This is a genomic window from Shewanella subflava (assembly GCF_025971955.1).
GTDB classification, from domain to species: Bacteria; Pseudomonadota; Gammaproteobacteria; order Enterobacterales; family Shewanellaceae; genus Shewanella; species Shewanella subflava.
Genome location: NZ_JAPDMX010000033.1, coordinates 136,933 through 159,219 on the forward strand (window position 1 = coordinate 136,933; position 22,287 = coordinate 159,219).

The window sequence follows — 22,287 nt, forward strand, 5'->3', positions numbered from 1 at the left end:
GTTGAAAAATTATGCAGTAGCCAATGTCCCCTCAGGCAATAACAAATGAACGTCGTTTAGTCTGCTAAATAACTGAATTTTGGGCACAATGGCTGAAGAGCCACTGCCCTTCGGGTTAGGGCTTAAATTAGCCATTGCACCGAGTTTAGTTAACGAAAAGGGTTTATGAATGGCATTAATGATACAGGGATTATTCACCAGTACCTTTTATCTGAATCAGCAATAAAGTAAAATTACATTTAATTGATATACCAACACTATTTTTACACACCAACGAGGTTTTTATGTTTGTAGTACGCTGGATTTTGGGTCGAATTATTCTTTTACTCAATTTTGTTTTTGCCCCGAAGAAGCGCCAACGCTCAGCAGATGACCAACAACAAGTTGATCTTAAAGCTCAATCATTAAGTCTTTACCAGTACAATGCCTGTCCTTTTTGCGTCAAAGTGCGCCGTGAGATGCGTCGCCAAAATGTAAATATTAATTTAGTTGATGCCAAGCAAGATAGTAATAAGCAGGAATTAGTCAACGAAGGTGGCAAGCTGCAAGTACCTTGTTTGAAAATTAATAATAATGGCAAAGTTGAATGGTTGTATGAATCAAAGGCCATTATGAATTACCTCAATACTGAGTTTGCCTAAATTCATCAATGTGTTAAAAGAAGATTCATTATTTTAACCTGTCGTTAAGTTGATATTCACTTTAGCCCCCCCCAACACCAATGGTATTTGTATCGTTGAACTAGAAGGTCATTTCAGTGCTTAAAATTGTTATCTCAACATCAATACTCCTTTTACTCACAGCTTGCAGTGCAAAAACCATCGATCCGATGGAGTTTGCTGGTCAATTCAAAGATAAATTTAGCACTGAAATCAAAGGTGATGGCATAAAATTGTTTGTTTATAGTGCAAAATTAGCAACAGCGGCTGACCGCAACATCAATGATGCAACAAATCGACCACCGATTGATAGACGCAAACAAGATGCACGCAGTTATGCACAAGAAATGCGTGACAAGCAAGAGTTTCTCGAATTGTGGACACAGCAGGTACAAATTGGATTAGAAAAAACAATCGCGATGACAGGCTATTGTAAGCAAGGCTTTATCGAATTAAGCCGCTATATTGAACCTGAACGCGGTGAAATTCGTGGTGAATGTAATGATGGAGCAACGGATGAAGATATCAATACATTTGGACGCTAGGGGTTTTAGTCAACATAGGCTAAAATGGCCGCAAGAATTGTTGCGATCGCTTAACGCCGTCGTATATCAGCCATTGAAGATGTATTATGAATAAAAAACAGCAGATGATAAAAAAATTGGCCAAGCGTGCCAAAGCGAGACAGAATAAAGTTGTTCCAGACAACCCTAGCAGCAAGCCAAAAGAACGCTATATCTCCAAAGCTGAGCGAGCAAAATTAGCATTAGAGCAAGAATTACCAGCTGAAACCGTTATCGAATCCGAAACTCCTTCAGCAAAAGAGTGATAAATCGCTTAACACGCATAATAAAAAACGCCAATCAAATGATTGGCGTTTTTTATTATTCAAGCACTCTACTGAAAACAAGACTGTTGGCGTAAAAAAATGTCGCAGGAACTAGATTTTTTCACCACAATGACGTTTAACTATTGTCATGCGCAATTTCTGCTGGCATATCATCACGTAATTTCTGCCACATTTTACCACTTTCAATACCGTTTAATCGCATCAATGCTGGTACGGCTTGGTAATTTTTATCGCTAGCAAGCTTTTCTAATTCAACATAAAAATTAAATGCTAATTTTCGTGCATCTTTGCTTGAAAAATAATAACGCCCTACTCGACTATAAAGGCCTTTAAATCCGTTCAAAATCAAAACATATAATGGATTTCCTGAGGCGAAAGCTAACGTATGATGAAGACGATAATCAAAATCAGCATACGCTTCTGCATCATCCGATAATAGATGAACAGTTGATAGAATCTCTTGCGCTTTTTCAGGGTTATGGCGAAATGATGCTCTAAAATAGATGGTACTAACATTGGCACGAGCAGACATCAACTGGTCAACCAATAAAGGAAAGCCTTCTGGATTTAAATCTGCAATCGTTTCTAGAATGTTTAATCCTGAGGTTTCCCAAAAATTATTGACCTGTGTTGGCTTGCCATGCTGAATTTTCAACCAACCATCACGTGCTAATCGCTGTAACACTTCACGAAGCGTTGTACGGGTAACACCGATAAGTTCTGAAAGCTCACGTTCCGCAGGCAATATTGAACCTGGTGGAAATTTGTTGTCCCAAATAGAACGAACAATGTACTTCTCTGCAAAACTTGCAGGACCTTTGGCATTGATAATCATCAGCCTAAATTTCCTATACTTAACTTGGCGGTTGTAGCTGACAAGCTACTTGAATTAAAACTGATCATACCAGAGAAGTAGAAAATAAAAACATTTGTTTAATCACAACACATTCGATGGCTATTTTGTAACCAGCAAGTAATAAAATAGTCACGAACATTCAACCGTTTTTATGATTTAGCTCAAGCTTTTGAATTACAATTAAGCTTTAATTAAGCTAAACTAGCCCAAAATTACAGAACCGAATCAAGAATTAATGCCTTACTCGTTACGATAAAGGTATTTAAATCAGTTCATTATGATTTGATTAACCTGACTTGGTCACAGCAGATCTCAGTCAAATTAATACCTGTTAATTTAGTGTATTAAGATGTTTAACTGTAGAAAAATAACATTGCGCTGTTGTCAGCTTTACGTTAATCAAAACCTTAATGATGCTTTATTTGGGCAAAAATTCATAACATAACAATATCGGAGTGGCGAATATGCCAGCAACCCAAGCTCAAGCGATGTTTAGTAACTTTCTAGGTAACTCGCCTAAATGGTACAAACTAGCCATTGTGGCATTTCTTGTAATCAACCCATTATTATTTTTTTATGTCAGCCCTTTTATCGCAGGCTGGGTATTAGTCGTCGAATTTATTTTCACCTTAGCCATGGCTTTAAAATGTTATCCACTGCAACCGGGGGGATTACTTGCTATTCAAGCCGTGATGATTGGCATGACCTCGCCCACCCAAGTGTTACATGAAATTGAAGCCAACCTTGAAGTCTTGTTACTGCTAATTTTTATGGTCGCTGGCATTTATTTCATGAAGCAATTATTACTCTTTGCTTTCACTAAAATGATCACTAAGATCCGCTCCAAAATTGTAGTTTCTTTAATGTTTTGCGCAGCATCGGCATTTCTATCCGCTTTTTTAGATGCGTTAACGGTGATTGCCGTCATCATTGCTGTCGCTGTTGGTTTTTATTCTATTTACCATAAAGTGGCTTCTGGAAAAGATTTTAGTTCTAATCACGATCACACTATCGAAGAAAGTAGCCCTCAATTAAACCATGATGAACTTGAAGATTTCCGTGCATTTTTACGTAATCTCCTGATGCATTCTGGAGTAGGTACAGCACTAGGTGGTGTTTGTACTATGGTGGGTGAACCTCAAAACTTGATCATTGCGGCTCAAGCTCATTGGAACTTTGGTGAGTTCTTTATTCGTATGGCTCCTGTGACAATGCCAGTGCTGTTCGCTGGCATATTTACCTGTTTCTTGGTTGAAAAATTTAAATTGTTTGGTTACGGCGCTCAGCTGCCAGAGGCTGTTCATCGCATTCTGACCGATTATGCTAATTATGAAGACGAGCATCGCACAAAGCAGGATAAAGCACGATTGATTATTCAAGCGATTGTCGGAGTTTGGTTAATCGCAGGTTTAGCATTACACCTTGCTTCTGTCGGCTTAATCGGTCTTTCTGTGATTATTTTAACCACAGCGTTTAATGGTATAACAGATGAACATCAAATCGGTAAAGCATTTGAGGAAGCATTACCATTTACCGCATTGCTCGCAGTGTTTTTTGCGATTGTAGCCGTCATTATCGATCAGCATTTATTCGCCCCCGTCATTCAATGGGCTCTCAGTTACCAAGGCAATACCCAATTGGTTATTTTCTATATCGCGAACGGTTTATTATCTATGGTCAGTGATAACGTGTTTGTTGGAACCGTTTATATTAATGAGGTTAAAGCCGCGTTAATTTCAGGGCAAATTACCCGTGATCAGTTTGATTTATTAGCTGTGGCGATCAACACTGGCACAAACTTACCATCTGTTGCCACACCAAATGGACAGGCTGCATTCCTGTTCTTGCTCACTTCTGCATTGGCTCCGCTTATTCGCTTATCCTATGGACGTATGGTTTGGATGGCTCTGCCATACACCATAGTGTTATCTATCGTTGGTGTTACCATGATTGAATCAGGATTTTTAGCCGATATGACCACCTACTTCTATGATAATGCTTGGTTGATACATCACTCAGCTAAAGATATTGGCGGTGCTGTTTCAGGCCATTAATATCCGTTAATGGCAATATCTTAGGATAGACAATAATCTAGAAATATTTTATGGTCTGAGCATAGTTGAAACACCCTCTTTATGAGGGTGTTTTTTATCTCTCTTTTTGCAGGATAATATTTTGACCGCATTACAACATTTTTGTCATCAGCGTACATCTTGGGCAATATTATTTGCCTCTGGTTTAGCGCTTGAGTTAGCTGCACTGTATTTTCAATACGTATTGAAGTTTGATCCCTGTGTGATGTGTATCTACATTCGGGTTGCTGTACTTGGGATAATGTTATCGGCTTTAGTCGGGTTGATAATGCCAAAACTTTGGCTGGTTCGTTTGTTGGCGATGATAGGTTGGCTTGTATCTTCTGTATGGGGCGTCAGGTTGGCTATTGAGCTTAATGAGATGCAAGTAAATCCTTCTCCTTTTTCAACCTGCTCATTTTTCCCGGAGTTTCCTGATTTCATGCCATTAGATCAGTGGCTGCCACAGGTGTTCTCGCCAACGGGAATGTGTGGTGAATCGGTATGGTCATTTATGTCGATTAGCATGGTGCAATGGATGATAATCGGATTTGTTGTGTACTGTTTAATCTGGCTTGTCATGGTTTTACCTGCATTGACACCAAAACGCTAACGCTTGCTACCTTATGCCCAAAATACAAAAACAGACCAATTGGTCTGTTTTTGTATTTGATAAAACCGCTAGTTAATCAATATCTTGAAGGGGCCATAACACAATATTATCTTCAAGATACCTGACTTTCATTTCATTAACTGTTTTAGCCTTAACTGACATACCCGCAAGATGCATAGCCTCTTTTGAACCGGTAATTAATGGGTGCCAACTAGGTAAATCTCTACCTACAAATAAACGTCGATAGGCACAGCTATCTGGCAGCCAATGCAATTCAGGCAGGTTTTCTAAACTGATTACAGTGCATTCTGGAACGTATTTAAATCGCTCTGGATAGCGCCGACATTGGCAACTTTCATCGTCAAGCAGATGACAAGCGGCATTGGTGTAATACAGTTCCTCTGTTTCATCATCAATTATTTTATTTAAGCAGCACTTACCACATCCATCACATAGGGACTCCCATTGTTCAGATGTCATATCTTTTAAAGCTGTTGTTTCCCAAAAACGCATGGCACATTCGTCTCTTAATACCTATCAATAAGTCAGTTGTTTACTATTTACAACTTACTTTCGAAATTGATACTGGCTTTATGTTGTTCGAGTAAGTTTTCATTTGGGGGAGGAAGTTGTAAATAATACCCCTTGGCTTTTAATTCACTTTTCACTTTTTCGATATCAGCTAATGCTAAAGAGTCCCTTTTGGTTAAAGGCACTAACATCACTAATTTTGGCGTACCAAACATGTCCATTAATGGTTGAGGTACGTCATTAAAAACATCACGTTTTTCAACAAAAAGGTAAGTATCTGCCTTGCGACTACTTTTATATACTGCACAAATCATTTTAGTGTAAATTTCCGCTGGTTGAAACTTGATAGTCCACTACGCACACTATAACATGGTGACCCAATAAAATAATTGTAAATCAGATTACAAGCATAAAAATTTGGAGAATAACGACGAGATGGCGAAACAAAATCTCGAGTTGAAAGCCACATCTTTTACTCTATCAGTACTTTATATCAATAATGCTGATCTTGACATTATTGCCGCAGAACTTGATAAAAAGCTGGCTCAAGCTCCGCATTTTTTTCTTGGCGCACCATTAATATTAAATTTAAGCGCTTTAGACGATACGCCGGTTGATTTAGCGTCATTAAGATCATTACTTATTGAACGCCAATTAGTCATTGTTGGTATTACCGAAGCTTCTATCCCTTTTTCTGTTCAGGCAAAAGATTTAGGATTGGCAGTGGTAAAATCAGGTAAGCAGGCTGCCACTGCTAAGATACCCCCGCGTGGAACAAAAATTGTTAAACAAAATATCCGCTCGGGACAACAAATTTATGCTAAAGACGCCGATTTAATTGTTTTTGGTGCTGTAGGTAATGGCGCAGAGGTGATTGCTGATGGTAGCATTCATGTATATGGGGCATTGCGGGGTAAAGCCATGGCTGGCGCTGGCGGTGACACACAGAGTGTGATTATTGCAAGCTCACTAGAAGCTGAGCTAGTTTCCGTTGCTGGACAATATTGGCTTGCAGAAAACCTGCAACAACATTGCCAAGCTCAAAGAGGTTGTGTCCGTCTTGAAGGCGAGTCTCTCACAGTTGAACTATTGCCATAAATTAGGCAAATTTTAAGGATAATTATCATCATGGCACAAATTATTGTTGTCACTTCGGGAAAAGGCGGCGTGGGTAAGACAACCTCAAGTGCTGCTATCGCTACAGGTCTGGCGTTAAAAGGTAAAAAAACGGTTGTTATCGATTTTGATATCGGATTACGTAACCTGGATTTAATCATGGGTTGTGAACGCCGTGTTGTTTATGATTTTGTTAACGTGATTAACGGCGAAGCAAACTTAAACCAAGCCATGATCAAAGATAAGCGCTGCGATAAGTTATTTGTTTTACCCGCCTCGCAAACCCGAGACAAAGATGCACTGACGAAAGAAGGCGTTGGCAAAGTTTTAGAAGATTTAGCCAAAGAATTTGATTTCATTGTATGTGACTCACCAGCAGGTATTGAACAAGGTGCAATGATGGCACTTTATTTTGCTGATATTGCAATTGTCACCACTAACCCTGAAGTGAGTTCAGTACGTGACTCTGACCGTATTTTAGGTATGTTGCAAAGCCGCTCACGCCGTGCTGAACAAAACCTTGAGCCGATTAAAGAATATTTATTATTAACGCGCTACTCTCCTTCGCGTGTTAAAACTGGCGAAATGCTAAGTGTTGAAGATGTGAAAGAAATTCTGGCCATTGATCTCTTGGGCGTCATTCCTGAATCTCAAGCAGTGTTGAAAGCATCTAACTCTGGTGTGCCAGTGATTATTGACCAAGAAAGCGATGCAGGCTTGGCATACAGTGACACTGTTGATCGTTTACTGGGTGAAGATGTCCCAGTACGTTTTATCACCGAAGAAAAGAAAGGGTTCCTAAAAAGGATATTTGGTAGCTAATTATGTCCATACTTGATTATTTCAGAAGTACTAAAAAAACCAACACCGCCTCTTTAGCTAAAGAGCGCTTACAAATCATTGTTGCCCATCAACGTGGAGAACGAGATGCCCCTGATTACTTGCCAAGAATGAAGCAAGAAATTATCGAAGTTATCCGTAAATATGTGCAAATTTCCGATGAACAGGTCAGTGTTCAACTTGAACAGAACGATGATAATTTATCTGTATTGGAATTAAATGTGACCTTGCCTGAAGGTAAGTAACCTCAACTCTGGATAATAAACGCTCACAAAACAGCTCTTTGTCTTGCAAACTGCGTTTCATTAACGTGCAATAGGTCAGCTATTTATGTGTTAATACGCCTTGTTTTCAAAACAAATGACAAGTTTACTAAAAGATAAGCTCAATCTGTTGAATTGTGCTTATTGAGCCCATCTCTTAACCCGAGTTGAGCTTAAGTAATCTTGGCCATTAAAGGTAACCAATAAAAAAGGATATGATTAATCATATCCTTTTTTATTTTTAAGGGGATGAAGGCCTGTTGAGATTATTTAACCGCGAAGATCGACATGCTCTCTTGCCAAGAGAACCTATTCGCCTTTAAAAACGATATCATCCAATGTACTGCCAACTAATTCACCACGCCAGCCTTGAAGCACAAGAGGTCTCTCCCCTTGTTTATCATTAAATAACCACAATAAAAATTGATGAATTAATCTTTTAGACCCAATAAACTCTAAAGGCACAATTTTATCTTCGCTTATATCGGTCAAACGAGTTTTAATTGTTTTAAATGCTGATTTGTAGCCAGATTTAAGTGCAATGACATCCACTTCTTCAGGGGGATTATCAAAATCCGCAGTTGCCATCACTTTCAATAAATCTTTACCATGAAAACGTTTTTCTTGCTCCGTTAAATCATTCATTTGATTTAGTTCTGCTAAGGTTTTGGGCGCTTTTTTGGCTAAAGCAATCAATGCATGATCTTTTATTACAAAACCTAATGCTAAATTTCTCGCGACCGCTTTTTCAAGTCGCCATGCAGCCATAACTTTTAAGCTTGCCAATTGAGAGCGAGTTAATTGAAAAGCATTCTTCACCTTTAAATAGGCTTCGGCAGGGTCCGCCCCAGTTAAGCGACCGTCTGTGATCCGCTCCCCTTCTTCGTATAGCCAATCTAAACGATTTTGTTCAGTCAGTTTTTGTAAAATTTGCGGGTAAAGTTGATAAAGATAAGACACATCATTGGCCGCATATTGAAGTTGGGCTTCAGTTAAAGGACGCTTCATCCAATCGGTACGGGATTCACCTTTATCCAGTTCAATACTCAAACATTGCTCTACTAACTTAGCATAACCTAAACCATGACCCATTCCAGCTAAACTGGCTGCTATTTGACTATCAAATAATGGCGTAGGTTGGCATTCCCCATAATGCGCAAAAACCTCAAGATCTTCACTACAAGAATGCAGTAACTTAATGATTTTTTGATTGGTGAGTAATGCCCAAAATGACGATAAATCTTTAATCGCCACAGGATCAATTAACGCTAATGTTTTACCATCATATGCTTGAATTAAGCCTAACTTTGCGTAATAAGTACGGGTACGAACAAACTCGGTGTCTAACACCAATAATGGAGCTTGCTCATATTGCGCCACTAACAAGGCTAATGCACTCTCATTACTTATATACTCAAACGCTAACACAGCTTACTCCGTCTATTTGGGGGATAAAAAAACCGGCTAATGCCGGTTTTCAATATTACGCCTTTTTAGCTTCGTCTCGAAGCTGACGGCGTAAAATTTTACCCACATTGGTCTTTGGTAATTCGTCTCGGAATTCTACCAGTTTTGGCACTTTATATCCCGTTAAATGATGACGACAGTGATCAATCAGATCTTTTTCAGTCAAAGACTTGTCTTTTGCAACTACAAATATTTTAACTAATTCACCACTGGCCTCATTAGGCACACCAACGGCAGCAACCTCAATCACCTTAGGGTGCTGTGCAACCACATCTTCAACTTCATTGGGGAACACATTAAAACCTGATACCAGAATCATATCTTTCTTACGATCAACGATGAAGAAAAAGCCCTTTTCATCCATATAACCAATATCGCCAGTGGCTAACCAACCTTCTTTATCAATTACTTTGGCCGTTTCTTCAGGACGTTGCCAGTAACCTAACATAACTTGTGGGCCTTTGGCGTAAAGTTCACCGGTTTCACCTTGGGATAATACCTTGCCATCATCATCTCGTACTTGGATGGCCGTTGATGGTGCAGGAAAACCAATAGAACCATTGTAGCCATCTAAATTATAAGGGCAGCATGTCACTAGTGGTGAGGCTTCCGTTAAACCGTAACCTTCTAACAAACGCGTTTTGGTGATCGATTGCCATTTGTCAGCAACCGCTTTTTGCACAGCCATTCCGCCACCAATCGATAGCTTTAATCGACTAAAATCAAGCGCTTTAAAATCTTCATTATTAACTAAAGCATTAAATAAGGTATTGACGCCAGTCAGTGCAGTAAACGGATAACGTTTCAGTTCACCTACAAAAGCAGGGATGTCTCTTGGATTAGTGATTAACAGGTTTTTGCTGCCTTTATGTAAAAACAGCAGACAATTCACCGTTAATGCAAAAATATGATATAGCGGCAAAGCGGTAACCACAAACTCTGTCCCATCATCGAGTGCTGGCGAATACGCGCCATTGGCTTGCAGTACATTGGAGACAACATTACGATGAGTCAACATCGCGCCTTTAGAAACCCCCGTCGTCCCACCCGTGTATTGCAAGAAAGCAAGATCATCACCGGTGACTTCAGGTTTGACATACTGTAAGCGCCTACCTTTAGATAAGGTGTCTCTAAAAGAACGTGCATGGGGTAGGTCGTACTTAGGAACCATTTTCTTGATGTACTTCACCACGAAGTTGACTAACGTGCGTTTTGGCGCACTTAATTGATCGCCCAAGCGCGTAATAATGACCGCTTTAACTGGAGTTTGATCAACCACTTCTTCTAAGGTATTTGCAAAATTAGACACCACAACAATGGCTTTTGAACCAGAATCAATCAACTGATGTTTTAATTCTCTTGGAGTGTAAAGTGGATTAACATTCACAACCACCATGCCTGCACGAAGCACACCAAATAAGGCAATAGGATATTGCAATAAGTTAGGCATCATCAATGCGACTCGGTCGCCTTTTTCTAACTTCAGATCATTTTGTAAATATGCGGCAAAAGCACGGCTTCTTTCTTCCAGCTTTCGATAGGTCATTGTTGCGCCCATGTTGATAAAAGCAGGTTGATCAGCGTATTTCGCCACTGCATTTTCAAACATCGCCAATAAAGAAGGAAATTGATTAGGGTCTATTTCTGCCGGTACATTGGCTGGTAGGTTATTAATCCAAGGCTGGTCCACAGGTGTCTCCTATAATGGCCGCTGTGCTAAGACGTGCATTCCCCGTCAGCGGCTAAAACGTGTCACTATTATTTACTCTTGTTATGATTTGGCAATAATCAGTGTACGTGTTGTTATTGTTATTGCCTGTGATGAAAATCATACAAGCGTTTTAATTTTGAACATAATCACATAATTGAACGTAAAATAATAGCGCTTTAAGCGATACAGAGCTTATTTTAGAATAAATACTCGGATCAAGTTAATTAATCCTTCAGCATTACTCATATGCAAGTGGTGATCACCTTCGATTTCTTCCCATTGTAATCGTTTAAACCATACGTTCGCCTGTTGTTTAGCTAATTTTAACTGCTGAAAACCAGCATGACCTAATACTAATAACGTCGGAGTATCGCTTTGGCTCATTAATGCATCGACTTGTTCAAAGGTCATTCGATATGCCGAGTCTAATTTCAACCTAGGATCGCTCCGCCAGTAATACAAACCATCAATAAACTGAAGGTTTCTAACTGAAATTAATCGGCACCATTGCTCATCCATCCCTGTTAATAGCTGTCTAGCCTTTACCACCACATCAACAGAGGCATATCCTCTTGGTTTATTAGATTCAATGCCCGATGTTGTTTAACACTTCTATTAAGCCTCGATGCATTGCGATTTGCATCTTCAAATAATGGGGATAAGGCTTCAATGAGAATAAGCTTAGCTATGCGTTGTGGAAAACTGGCATTGTAAGCACTGGCGACTATGCCACCAAGTGAGTGGCCAAGTAATAGTATTTTCTGATTAGGATCTGAAATTAAATAATTAACGATAGAATCTAAATCATATACATAATCAACCCAATGTAACGGATAACTGCCTGGGCGATGCGACGATAATCCATGCCCTGGCCAATCAAAAGTAATCAATTGAAAATCTGTGGCTAACTCTGATCGTAAAAAGGCATCTGCGAGTGGTATAAAACTGTTCAGATTATCGAGCCAACCATGGCATGCCAGAATAATTGGCTTATCATCTTGTCCATAGCGTGTCGCGGATAGCGATAAATGAGCCAAAGAGATTGTCAAAGACTCGCCTTCAAAAGCGAGAGATGAATGCTGCTTTGGCTCATTGACTGGCATAGGTTATTTCGCTTTTTTGATAAACTTCAAAGTCATGCGATCACTTTCGCCAATATCTAAATACTTTTGCTTATCCTGATCACCCATCGCTAGGCGCGGCGGTAAGGTCCAGACACCTTTGGGATAATCTTTAGTGTCTTTGGGATTAGCATTCACTTCTGAGCTAGCAAGCAATTCAAAACCGATTTTCTTAGCTAATTCTACCATTTGGTTTTGTTCCATATAGCCACTTTCTGCAGCCATACCAATATTGGCACGGTGCTCAACTACACCGAATGAACCACCGTCTTTTAATACTGCATAAGCTGCATTAAATACACCTTCTAGCTGGCCTTTCATCGCCCAGTTATGCAAGTTTCTGAACGTTAATACATGATCTGCAGAATTATCTTCACCCAGCTTGAGTTTTTCTGGTGGACTTAACGTCACAAACTGCACATTACCAACGGTCGCTTTATTATCTTCAACCCATTTTTCAAACTTTAACCCTGCAGATTTATAATACGCAGTTTGACGAGTATCTTCTGCCGGTTTTGTTTCAAAATTAGCCGCTACATATTGGCCATTTTTAGCTAAATACGGTGCTAAAATTTCTGCATACCAACCACCACCGGGCCAAAGCTCAATAACCGTTTGATCAGCTTTTACATCAAAAAAGGCTAAAGTTTGTGCAGGATTTCGGTATATATCTCTTAACTTATTTGAATCGCTACGAAAATCACTGGCGACTGCAGCCGCCAGTGCATCATTGACTTTAACCTCTTCGGCTTGCACAGCCATCGGGGCAGAATACAGGCCCACTGTTGTAAAACTCACCATAATTGCGAACGCTAAATTACATTTCATTTAATACTCCCTTTTGTTGAATCGACTTTTTGCCAACAGAGCCATAACATGCCACAACTGACCGCCAACCAAATCACCACCCAACACCAAGCCGGAATCCAGGTGATTTGTGCTAACGCAACGGCATCGCCTTGCCCATTTAAACCAAACAACACCATAGGGCTAGCCATAGCGTTGAGTATTATCATCAAGCCTAATATACGCAGTAAACTGTTTAAAGGACGACTATTTTTTAATTTAAGTGGTAACAAAATAAGTCCACTTAAGCAAAGTAAAATAGCAATAGTGAGCAGATCTCTTGCCCATAAAATGACCGAGACTAGAATGGTTAAAGCCAAAATCGACAAAGTAATACGTATGCCATCACGCCATGTGGCGAGTAAAAAAATCAAATATCCCCAAATTGCAGCCCCCAAATACCCCGAAAATGCAATCATCACGGCATTGCCTCCTTGGCTGTAACAAAGTCCAGCTCCATTTGGGAATAATTGAATATGGCTAACGATCCCCCCAGTAATTAGCGTGGCGATTCCGTGAGATAATTCATGAAAGTAGCTTTCAAACCATTTAAAAGGCACATTGATATAAGGTAAACGAGTTATTAGAAACGCAGCGATGAGCTCTAAAAAAAATCGTCCTCGACTGGGAGTACCAGAAGAAAAAATCGACTGATGACTTGGGTTAACATTTGCCATTACAGTTACAAGTAACCTACCAAAATGATTAATATGCTTAGTTAATCAGAATTAAGTCGATGAGGGAATGGCTACTAAACATTAAGATACAAACTTTTTATCTTCTGAATAACCACGATAACAATCAATAAGTGATCAGAAATAGCCAAGCAAAAAATGTTTGATAACAAGGCAGATTTTTATGATAAGTCGTTTTACTACAATCGACAAAAATTCACTATTATCTTGTATTTCCATAATCTAGCAAGAAAAGTTAGATATTACGTTTGGTATCAATACTACCCAAAATGTGAATGGCAAGAATAGGTTTCACATCAGACTTAGCGCGTTTCGGTGATTAAAAAGTAACAAAATTGATTATGGTTTGAAGGGAATATAAAGTAGATTAGGAAAATCAGCTCAACACATTGGCTCAACCACAAAGCAACAATTTATCGATTAATGGCGAGAGTTACACGTAGAGATCAATACCGACCATTTGTTGTATCTCATCACGCCTATCTGCATGCTGTGTCATCATATACATCCGTATGGCGCCACGATTCATCTCAAGTTCAGTATCATATTGTAATTTTGCACTTTCATGATCTGCAGTATTGGTGACGATATCGAATTGTGGAATTTTTCCCGAAAACTCAAATAAACCAGATTCAGCAACGGTTTGCTCTATTTCATTTTGACTTAAAAGATTTTTTTCAATGTCTTGCTCAAACGATTGAGCGGAGGACGAGGTATGGTGGTTAACAATAGTGGTTACAGATGGATTTATCGGGTTAATTTCACCAATAGCCCCTAACGGACGATTGCCCGCAACAGCATGACTCAACGGGGTTTTCACCATGGGTTGAGTGACTGTTTTCTGAATCAATGTTGAACCAATTTGCATTGATGTTTATCTCACAAGACCATAAAAATCATAAATGTAAATGCGTTATTGTGCTGTATTTATACCATCGATGAAAAATAACGCACAACATAATTGAATATTATTCACGTCCAGGTAATTTTTTCCACGTTACCGTATCACGTAAATATACTGGCGCTAAATCATCCACCGATGTTTGCAAGCCTTGGCTTACGCCAAATTCAGCAAGTGCTATCATGGCTTTAGCATCAGGATATTTTATCGCTTCAACTTCCTCTATCATACAAGATAAGGCTGTTAAGCTAGGGTAAGCATCAAATCCCGTACCACAGGCTTTTATCGATTTTGATGAATCTAAGTGTAGTTCAACATCTGCTGGTAAGCAGACCTGTTCAGTACCTATTAGTGTGGCTATGCCATTTTTTGCAATAAATTGACCAACATAAACTTCATTCATCCTTGCATCAATGGCACAAAATACTTGTTCAGCGCCGTGCTCTGTTATTGCCATTTGCGCCATGGCTGCCAAAGTAGAAATACCGATAACAGGCAAATCACAGCCTAATGCTAACCCTTGCGTCATGCTAGTACAAATACGTATGCCGGTAAAACTACCCGGTCCTCGTCCGTATGCAATCACATCGATATCAGCAAGCGAAATGTTAGCTTCTTGAAGCACTTCATCAACCATAGGTAATAAGCGTTGGCTGTGTTCACGGGGAGCATCGGCAATACGAGTAAATAAATTACCGTCAACAGAAAGCGCAGCAGAACAAGACTCTGTGCAAGTATCAAGTGCAAGTACACGTAATGGCGAATGAAATGTCATGTTTACAACCCGTTTTGGAACAAAATTAAGGCGCTATGATAACTTAAGGAATTTGTTTTAAAAAGTGTAACGCACTATCTAAATCGCGTGTTCGATGCATTGGTGGTAAAGAATTGATAAATGCTTGTCCATAGGCACGATTGACAATGCGATTGTCACATAGGATGAGTACCCCGCGATCTTTTTCATCACGGATCAACCGCCCTACCCCTTGTTTTAATGCAATAACCGCTTGAGGCAACGAAATCGCGACAAATGGATCGCCACCTTGACGTTCAATATTCATCGCCCTTGCACGGTATAAAGCGTCATCTGGCGATATAAAAGGCAGTTTATCGATAATCACACAGCTCAATAGTTTGCCTCTTACATCAACACCTTCCCAAAAACTACCTGTGCCCAGCAAAACGGCATTGCCCAATTGCCGAAACTTTTTAAGTAAACTTTGTTTGCTTGCTTGTCCTTGAACGAGTAACGGATAACTTACTTGGCTGCGCAATAAACTGGCGACCTGTTCCAACATGCTATGGCTAGTGAATAGAATAAATGTGCGCCCCTGTGCCGCGTTAATAGCTTTCACACACACATCGACAAGTTGTTTAGCACTAAATGGTGTTTGACCCACTTTACCTAAATGTCTAGGGACACAAAACATGGCTTGATTTGGGTAATCAAATGGACTGTCTAAAATAACTTGTGTCGCACGTTGTAGGCCTAATTCGTTAGCAAAATGACTCAGTTGGCGATTAACTTGTAAAGTAGCCGAGGTAAAAATCCAACTGGTTTCGGGATTGAATAATTGTTCACATTGCTTGGCAACATTGATTGGTGAAGCGCGTAGCGTAATAAATCTAGGCCCATACTCAACACTGTAGGCTGCATGCGGATCTTGGCATTCAAAAAATATTTTTAGCCTGTCTTTTAAACTATTAAGTTGCTCAAACGCCGTGTCTAGTTCGTCATCGCGCCCTAAGTGATGCGTCACTAGCTCACTTAATTCAACTAAAGATTGATGTAACGCCCATGAATCAATGATTAAAGATTTCGTTGCCAGAACTTGACGCCAATCAGTCTGAGCGCAGTCAAACATGGCATTATGCCAATGGGTTAATACGATGATGGCACGATTAGCTAAATGCTCTATTTGAATGCTGTCACGAATGTTGTTTTTATGAATAGAAATAAGCTGGTTAAGTAGTTTATCTATTTCTCGACTGCCAAGATGACTGCCAAAATAGCTGATGCAAATATCCGTAACCAAATGAGCTTCATCAAACACAACTACATCAGGATCTGGCAGCAGCTCCGCAAACCCAGTGTCCTTTAATAGTCTATCAGCAAAAAATAAATGATGGTTTACCACAACAAGCTTTGCTTCCATCGCTTTTAAGCGGGCTTTTCGTGTAAAACATACATCGTAAAACGCACATTTTTTACCCGTACAGCTTTCTTTAGTACTCACCACGCTAGGAATTACTGTCGAGTGTTCTGACACTGAGGTTAAATTACCGATATCGCCATCTTTACTGAGTGTTGCCCATTGATTGATTTTTAATAAATCATCTAAAGCTTGCTCACGGTATTGGCTTGCATACTGCATTTGCTTGTCTAAACGAAGTTGGCATAAATAATTACTTCGACCTTTTAACAAAGCGATACGTGGTTTTATCTCCAGCATCGAAAGTAATGCAGGTAAATCTTTTAAAAACAATTGTTCTTGTAAGTTTTTACTCCCAGTACTCACCACAACTTGCTTACCACTTAATAATGCGGGAAGCAGATAAGCAAAGGTTTTGCCCACACCAGTACCCGCCTCTAATATTAAGTTTTTCTTTTTAACGATAGCTTCACTGACAGCGACAGCCATATCCGTTTGCACCTGGCGGCTACGATATTGGTGAACATGTCTTGATAAAGACCCACCTTCAGCAAACTCAGCAATCACAAGTGAAGTGAGGCTAGATAATTTGGCAGATATTTTGGGTTCAGTACTTAACAAGGGGTTTGTGAATGCTCTTATAGATGGGTAAAAATGAAAATGACGGCATGAATCAATGCAGACCAACTTAATATTAATGATACTCTAATTTAAATGCTAATTAACCTCAATTATGTTTTAGAAATGACTAATCGAAATTTAAATTGCCATCCAATATCTTAGGGCGTGTTTATGTTTGTTGATAAATGATGCAGTAGGCTATTTTTCTATTACACAATCACAAACCTATTACCCCAATCACCACAAATAAGTTATCAGAAATCGCCAACGAAAATGCATGATAATAAGACTGGTTTTTATGATAAATCATTATTCTACAATCGAAAAATCTAAAGCAGTGTTCACATATTTTATGAAACTAGCACGAACAGTATTTTATACGATGGGTATTTCATGAAATGGTTAACTTAGAGCCATAAAAAAAGGAACCCGAAGGTTCCTCTTTTCAAAGCCGACTAACTAATTACTTAGTTAAAGCTTCTTTTGCTTTTTCAACTAACGTTGCAAATACAACTTTGTCGAATACAGCGATGTCAGCCAAAATCTTACGATCGATTTCGATAGACGCCTTTTTCAAACCGTTGATGAAACGGCTGTAAGACAGACCATTTTGACGAGAAGCCGCATTGATACGTGCAATCCATAATTGACGGAATTGACGTTTCTTTTGACGACGGTCACGGTAAGCATATTGACCAGCTTTAGTTACTGCTTGAACAGCAACACGGAAAGTACGGCTACGAGCGCCATAATAACCTTTAGCTAATTTAAGTACTTTTTTGTGACGAGCACGAGCGGTTACACCACGCTTAACTCTAGGCATTGTTCATTGCTCCTTTTATTAAGCGTATGGTAGTTGACGTGCAATTGCTGGCACATCAGACTTAGCTACTAAACATTTAGCACGTAAGTGACGTTTACGCTTAGTGCTCTTCTTGGTCAAAATGTGACGTAAGTGTGCTTGTTTACGCTTGAAACCATTAGCGGTTTTTCTGAAGCGCTTTTGTACACCCTTGTCTGTTTTCATTTTAGGCATTTCTAAAACTCCGCATTGGGACGTTAATAAAACGTAAGGCGAGCGAAGTCCTCAAAAGAGTCTTCGCTACTTTTTAATTGGTTGCCCTACTATTTCTTTTTAGGTGCTAGCACCATAATTGCTTGTCGGCCTTCCATTTTCGGGAAAGATTCAACAACCGCATATACTTCCAAATCAGCCTTGATACGGTTCAAAAGATCCATACCTAGGTTTTGGTGTGCCATTTCGCGACCACGGAAACGCAGCGTAATTTTCGCTTTGTCCCCATCTTCCAGAAAACGAATCAGGTTGCGTAGTTTTACCTGATAGTCGTTTTCATCAGTGCCAGGACGGAATTTAATTTCCTTAACCTGAACCTGTTTTTGCTTTTTCTTTTGTTCTTTTTGGGCCTTAGCCTTATCAAAAAGGAACTTACCGTAGTCCATTATGCGACAAACTGGAGGCTCAGCATTAGGGCTGATTTCTACAAGGTCAACCCCTGCTTCATCTGCTATACTCTGGGCTTCTTTAATGCTAACGATACCAATTGGCTCACCATCTAAACCCGATAAACGGACTTCAGGAACACCGGTGATTTCATCATTGATTCTATTAGGCGCTGGTTGTCGCCCTGCTGCTCTCTTGATCTTTATGACCTATTCCTCCAACAATTTTAGACTACGGAGCGAAATCTGTTGACGTATCTTGGTAGCAAAATCTTCTAGTTTTAGCTTACCTAAATCGATACCGTCACGGGTACGCACCGCAACTTCCTTATTTTCCATTTCTTGATCACCTACGACCAATAAATAAGGCACACGTCTTAAGGTGTGTTCGCGTATTTTAAAGCCTATTTTCTCATTCCTCAAGTCAAAAGATGCACGAATGCCCTGTTCTTTGAAGAATTTAACGATTTCTTCAACGTATTCAGACTGTTTGTCAGTAATATTCATTACAACAACTTGCATTGGTGCAAGCCATGTTGGGAATTTACCAGCATATTCTTCAATCAAAATACCGAGGAAACGTTCTAACGAGCCTAAAATAGCACGATGGATCATTACCGGTGTTTGGCGACTATTGTCTTCAGCAACATAAGTTGCCCCTAAACGAGACGGTAACGCGTAATCTAATTGTACAGTACCACACTGCCAAGCGCGATCTAAACAATCATGTAATGTGAACTCAATCTTAGGTCCGTAGAAAGCACCTTCACCAGGTAATATTTCAAATTCAATATTATTGGCTTTAAGCGCTTGCTTTAATGCTTCCTCTGCACGGTCCCACATATCGTCATCACCAATACGCTTTTCTGGGCGTGTAGATAATTTCACAACAATGTTTTCAAAACCAAAGGTGGCATAAGTGTCATATACCATTTGGATACATGCACTCACTTCTTTTTGAACTTGATCGTCGGTACAGAAAATGTGTGCATCATCTTGAGTGAACCCCCGCACGCGCATCAAACCATGCAGTGAACCTGATGGCTCGTTACGATGACAACAACCAAATTCAGCCATACGTAATGGTAAGTCACGGTATGATTTAAGCCCTTGGTTAAATATTTGCACGTGACCAGGACAGTTCATTGGTTTAACGGCATATTCACGGTTTTCGCTTTTAGTGGTGAACATGGCTTCTGAGTATTTATCCCAGTGACCACTTCGCTCCCACAACACACGGTCCATCATTAATGGGCCTTTCACTTCTTGATAAGTGTATTGACCTAATTTTTGACGAATAAACTTTTCTAACTCTAAGAATAAGCTCCAACCATCGTTATGCCAGAATACCATTCCAGGTGCTTCTTCTTGCATATGGTACAAATCTAATTGTTTACCAATTTTACGATGATCACGTTTTGCCGCTTCTTCTAAACGGGTTAAATGTGTTTTAAGGGCTTTTTTGTCTGCCCATGCAGTACCATAAACACGTTGCAGCATTTTATTGTCAGAGTTACCACGCCAATATGCACCGGCAACACTCATTAATTTAAAATGTTGGCAAAAACGCATGTTAGGTACGTGTGGACCACGACACATGTCGGTATATTCTTCGTGATGATATAATGCTGGAGTCGCATCTTTGCTGATGTTTTCATCTAAAATGGCAATTTTGTATTCTTCACCACGCTCGCTAAATACGTCACGGGCTTCTTGCCAAGATACAACACGCTTAACCACATCATAATTAGTTTTGGCTAAGTCCATCATACGTTTTTCTAACGCATCGATGTCTTCTTGAGTCAGTTTATGCTCTAAATCGATATCATAATAAAAGCCGTTATCGATAACAGGACCAATAGCCATTTTGGTTTGAGGCCATAATTGCTTAATAGCATGACCTAATAAATGCGCACAAGAATGGCGAAGGATTTCAACACCCTCTTCATCTTTAGCCGTGATGATAGATAAATCCGCATCGGTAGAAATAATGTCACAAGCGTCTTTTAATTCACCATTAACGCGACCAGCAATACAGGCTTTGGCTAAGCCTGGGCCGATATCTGCTGCAACATCGAGAGTCGATACAGGATTGGCAAACTCACGTTTGCTGCCATCAGGCAATGTAATAATAGGCATGAAAATTCCTTGTCCAGTGGTGACCCACACGTAGGGCCACTTGGTGTAATGTAAAATGAGTGATAAACATTAATGAAATAAAGACAGTACAAGAGTCTTAATTACCCAAAAATGTAGCCGCCAATTGTATGTGACAACCTCAAGGCGGATCAACCTTTAACATTCGTAAAAATCAACTCAGCACGTTTAATTTAATTCCTTGCACTGAATGCATATTATAAATTGACGACTATATTTATAAATGGCAGTCAACCACATGAGATAATGGGTTGTGTTACCCATGCACCAAAGCGTTGAGGAGAAAAGGGATGAAGTTGTTATCTAAAGCAATCAGTTGCCCCCATTGTGGTCATCATCAGCATGTGACGATTGATGCAAGTTCTGGCGATCAAGAGTATTATGATGATTGTCGAATCTGTTGCAATCCAATCCATATAAAAATGCATTTAGATGACAACAGACGAACCATACAATTGTTTATTGATTCTGATGATGAACAAATATACTAATCAAATTGCACTTAAGATATTCAGCAACGACCATTTAAGGCCGCTGCCTGTATTGAACTCACCCGCAATACCCGCTCAAAATCAGGGCAAAACAATTTTTGTAACCTAAACCGATACAAGGTATTGACGAAAAAGTTCGCTTTGCTACCAGCGCAAATTAGAACCTTAAGCGTTAGCATCTGATTATTTTAATTCACCATGTTATCCAATTAACGTGAATCATTGTTAAATATAAGGACGTGGCATTACCCTAATTGCTTTCTCGCCATAATTCGTTCAACGGTGTCAACAATAACTTGAGTTTGGCTATCTATCTCGATGTTCATTGTGTCGCCAACGGCTTGCAAACCAAGATTAGTTAAGCGCAATGTTTCTGGAATTAAGTGAAGTTTAAAACCGCGATCTGTTAATTGCCCAACAGTTAAACTACAGCCATTAACGGCAACAAAACCTTTATAAAAAATATAGTCTTTCCACTTAGCATCGACGGCAAGCTCTATATCGTAATGCTCAGGTGTATCACTAATCGAAACAATGATAGCTTGGGTATGAATATGCCCTGATAAAATATGTCCACCGATTTCACTTCCAAAGGTGAGTGAGCGCTCAATGTTAACTTGATCACCTTGTTGAACATTATCTAAGTTAGTCAGGCTTAATGTTTCTTCCATTACATCAAAGAAAACCTTATCATTCGATATCTTAGTAACCGTTAAACAAACGCCATTGGTGGCAACACTTGCCCCAATTTGCAAACGGTCAAGCAATTCAGGCTTTAGCGCAATTTCAAAACGTTTCAATCCAGCTTGCTGTTGAACCGAAACCACTTCACATGTGGCTTGTACAATTCCTGTAAACATAAC

At 39.6% G+C, this 22,287-nt stretch carries 25 protein-coding genes and 1 pseudogene; 9 read left to right on the forward strand and 17 right to left on the reverse strand.

The window, feature by feature from the left end; all coding sequences use genetic code 11:
* Positions 1-9 precede the first annotated feature (9 nt).
* Complete coding sequence (locus OHT75_RS16370; RefSeq protein ID WP_264728552.1) at positions 10-198, reverse strand: hypothetical protein; 189 nt, start codon at positions 196-198, stop codon at positions 10-12.
* A gap of 86 nt (positions 199-284) precedes the next feature.
* Here OHT75_RS16370 and OHT75_RS16375 point away from each other — a divergent pair, with 86 nt between their 5' ends.
* The 3 genes from OHT75_RS16375 (at position 285) to OHT75_RS16385 (ending at position 1,488) form a co-directional block, all read left to right on the forward strand.
* Positions 285-641, forward strand: coding sequence for a glutaredoxin family protein (locus OHT75_RS16375; RefSeq protein WP_264728554.1), 357 nt, complete (start codon positions 285-287; stop codon positions 639-641).
* A 116-nt stretch (positions 642-757) separates the two neighbouring features.
* A complete protein-coding gene (locus OHT75_RS16380) occupies positions 758-1,204 on the forward strand; it encodes a hypothetical protein (protein WP_264728556.1) in 447 nt (148 codons plus the stop codon).
* A gap of 86 nt (positions 1,205-1,290) precedes the next feature.
* Positions 1,291-1,488 (forward strand): DUF2986 domain-containing protein, encoded by a 198-nt coding sequence (locus OHT75_RS16385; protein WP_264728558.1) that lies wholly within the window; start codon positions 1,291-1,293, stop codon positions 1,486-1,488.
* A gap of 136 nt (positions 1,489-1,624) precedes the next feature.
* Here the strand turns inward: OHT75_RS16385 and fadR are convergent, their stop codons facing one another.
* Positions 1,625-2,344, reverse strand: a complete 720-nt coding sequence (fadR, locus tag OHT75_RS16390) for a fatty acid metabolism transcriptional regulator FadR (RefSeq protein ID WP_264728560.1) — start codon at positions 2,342-2,344, stop codon at positions 1,625-1,627.
* A 485-nt stretch (positions 2,345-2,829) separates the two neighbouring features.
* On the opposite strand from fadR, the gene nhaB reads away from it, so the two are divergent.
* A complete protein-coding gene (gene nhaB, locus OHT75_RS16395) occupies positions 2,830-4,419 on the forward strand; it encodes a sodium/proton antiporter NhaB (RefSeq protein ID WP_264728562.1) in 1,590 nt (529 codons plus the stop codon).
* Between the two features lie 121 nt (positions 4,420-4,540).
* Positions 4,541-5,050: a disulfide bond formation protein DsbB gene (dsbB, locus tag OHT75_RS16400; RefSeq protein ID WP_264728564.1), complete on the forward strand. Its 510-nt coding sequence runs from the start codon at positions 4,541-4,543 to the stop codon at positions 5,048-5,050.
* A gap of 72 nt (positions 5,051-5,122) precedes the next feature.
* On the opposite strand, the gene OHT75_RS16405 is transcribed toward dsbB, so the two are convergent.
* Both OHT75_RS16405 and OHT75_RS16410 read right to left on the reverse strand, forming a co-directional pair.
* Positions 5,123-5,563 carry a YcgN family cysteine cluster protein gene (locus OHT75_RS16405; RefSeq protein WP_264728566.1) on the reverse strand — a complete coding sequence of 147 codons (441 nt, stop codon included), beginning with the start codon at positions 5,561-5,563 and terminating at the stop codon, positions 5,123-5,125.
* Positions 5,564-5,610: 47 nt separating this feature from the next.
* Positions 5,611-5,895 (reverse strand): YcgL domain-containing protein, encoded by a 285-nt coding sequence (locus tag OHT75_RS16410; RefSeq protein ID WP_264728568.1) that lies wholly within the window; start codon positions 5,893-5,895, stop codon positions 5,611-5,613.
* 121 nt (positions 5,896-6,016) lie between these two features.
* On the opposite strand from OHT75_RS16410, the gene minC reads away from it, so the two are divergent.
* Genes minC through minE form a run of 3 tightly spaced genes read left to right on the forward strand, consistent with a single transcriptional unit; the run spans position 6,017 to position 7,782 of the window.
* The gene (gene minC / locus OHT75_RS16415) at positions 6,017-6,679 is read left to right on the forward strand and encodes a septum site-determining protein MinC (RefSeq protein WP_264728570.1); all 663 of its coding nucleotides are present in this window, start codon (positions 6,017-6,019) and stop codon (positions 6,677-6,679) included.
* Positions 6,680-6,709: 30 nt separating this feature from the next.
* Positions 6,710-7,519: a septum site-determining protein MinD gene (gene minD, locus OHT75_RS16420; RefSeq protein ID WP_264728572.1), complete on the forward strand. Its 810-nt coding sequence runs from the start codon at positions 6,710-6,712 to the stop codon at positions 7,517-7,519.
* Between the two features lie 2 nt (positions 7,520-7,521).
* Positions 7,522-7,782 carry a cell division topological specificity factor MinE gene (gene minE / locus OHT75_RS16425; RefSeq protein ID WP_261296756.1) on the forward strand — a complete coding sequence of 87 codons (261 nt, stop codon included), beginning with the start codon at positions 7,522-7,524 and terminating at the stop codon, positions 7,780-7,782.
* Positions 7,783-8,109: 327 nt separating this feature from the next.
* On the opposite strand, the gene rnd is transcribed toward minE, so the two are convergent.
* From rnd to thrS, 12 genes and pseudogenes are all read right to left on the reverse strand, one after another.
* A complete protein-coding gene (gene rnd / locus OHT75_RS16430; RefSeq protein WP_264728577.1) occupies positions 8,110-9,228 on the reverse strand; it encodes a ribonuclease D in 1,119 nt (372 codons plus the stop codon).
* A gap of 55 nt (positions 9,229-9,283) precedes the next feature.
* Positions 9,284-10,957: a long-chain-fatty-acid--CoA ligase FadD gene (fadD, locus tag OHT75_RS16435; protein WP_264728579.1), complete on the reverse strand. Its 1,674-nt coding sequence runs from the start codon at positions 10,955-10,957 to the stop codon at positions 9,284-9,286.
* Between the two features lie 213 nt (positions 10,958-11,170).
* A pseudogene (locus tag OHT75_RS16440) lies at positions 11,171-12,081 on the reverse strand (alpha/beta hydrolase).
* A gap of 3 nt (positions 12,082-12,084) precedes the next feature.
* Positions 12,085-12,861 (reverse strand): class I SAM-dependent methyltransferase, encoded by a 777-nt coding sequence (locus OHT75_RS16445; protein WP_264729053.1) that lies wholly within the window; start codon positions 12,859-12,861, stop codon positions 12,085-12,087.
* Between the two features lie 62 nt (positions 12,862-12,923).
* The gene (locus OHT75_RS16450) at positions 12,924-13,622 is read right to left on the reverse strand and encodes a M50 family metallopeptidase (RefSeq protein ID WP_264728580.1); all 699 of its coding nucleotides are present in this window, start codon (positions 13,620-13,622) and stop codon (positions 12,924-12,926) included.
* 451 nt (positions 13,623-14,073) lie between these two features.
* Positions 14,074-14,508 carry a hypothetical protein gene (locus OHT75_RS16455; protein WP_264728582.1) on the reverse strand — a complete coding sequence of 145 codons (435 nt, stop codon included), beginning with the start codon at positions 14,506-14,508 and terminating at the stop codon, positions 14,074-14,076.
* Between the two features lie 100 nt (positions 14,509-14,608).
* Positions 14,609-15,316 carry a tRNA (adenosine(37)-N6)-threonylcarbamoyltransferase complex dimerization subunit type 1 TsaB gene (gene tsaB / locus OHT75_RS16460; RefSeq protein WP_264728584.1) on the reverse strand — a complete coding sequence of 236 codons (708 nt, stop codon included), beginning with the start codon at positions 15,314-15,316 and terminating at the stop codon, positions 14,609-14,611.
* Between the two features lie 43 nt (positions 15,317-15,359).
* A complete protein-coding gene (locus OHT75_RS16465; RefSeq protein ID WP_406682044.1) occupies positions 15,360-17,315 on the reverse strand; it encodes an ATP-dependent DNA helicase in 1,956 nt (651 codons plus the stop codon).
* Between the two features lie 463 nt (positions 17,316-17,778).
* Entirely contained in the window at positions 17,779-18,138 is a 360-nt protein-coding gene (rplT, locus tag OHT75_RS16470) for a 50S ribosomal protein L20 (RefSeq protein WP_188839453.1), read from the reverse strand.
* A gap of 18 nt (positions 18,139-18,156) precedes the next feature.
* The gene (gene rpmI / locus OHT75_RS16475; protein ID WP_055023949.1) at positions 18,157-18,351 is read right to left on the reverse strand and encodes a 50S ribosomal protein L35; all 195 of its coding nucleotides are present in this window, start codon (positions 18,349-18,351) and stop codon (positions 18,157-18,159) included.
* A gap of 89 nt (positions 18,352-18,440) precedes the next feature.
* A complete protein-coding gene (gene infC, locus OHT75_RS16480; RefSeq protein ID WP_264729056.1) occupies positions 18,441-18,983 on the reverse strand; it encodes a translation initiation factor IF-3 in 543 nt (180 codons plus the stop codon).
* Positions 18,984-18,986: 3 nt separating this feature from the next.
* Positions 18,987-20,915, reverse strand: a complete 1,929-nt coding sequence (gene thrS, locus OHT75_RS16485) for a threonine--tRNA ligase (protein WP_264728590.1) — start codon at positions 20,913-20,915, stop codon at positions 18,987-18,989.
* 308 nt (positions 20,916-21,223) lie between these two features.
* On the opposite strand from thrS, the gene OHT75_RS16490 reads away from it, so the two are divergent.
* Positions 21,224-21,424, forward strand: a complete 201-nt coding sequence (locus tag OHT75_RS16490; RefSeq protein WP_264728592.1) for a CPXCG motif-containing cysteine-rich protein — start codon at positions 21,224-21,226, stop codon at positions 21,422-21,424.
* Positions 21,425-21,669: 245 nt separating this feature from the next.
* Here OHT75_RS16490 and OHT75_RS16495 read toward each other — a convergent pair whose 3' ends face one another.
* The gene (locus OHT75_RS16495; protein ID WP_264728594.1) at positions 21,670-22,284 is read right to left on the reverse strand and encodes a riboflavin synthase subunit alpha; all 615 of its coding nucleotides are present in this window, start codon (positions 22,282-22,284) and stop codon (positions 21,670-21,672) included.
* Positions 22,285-22,287: the final 3 nt, after the last annotated feature.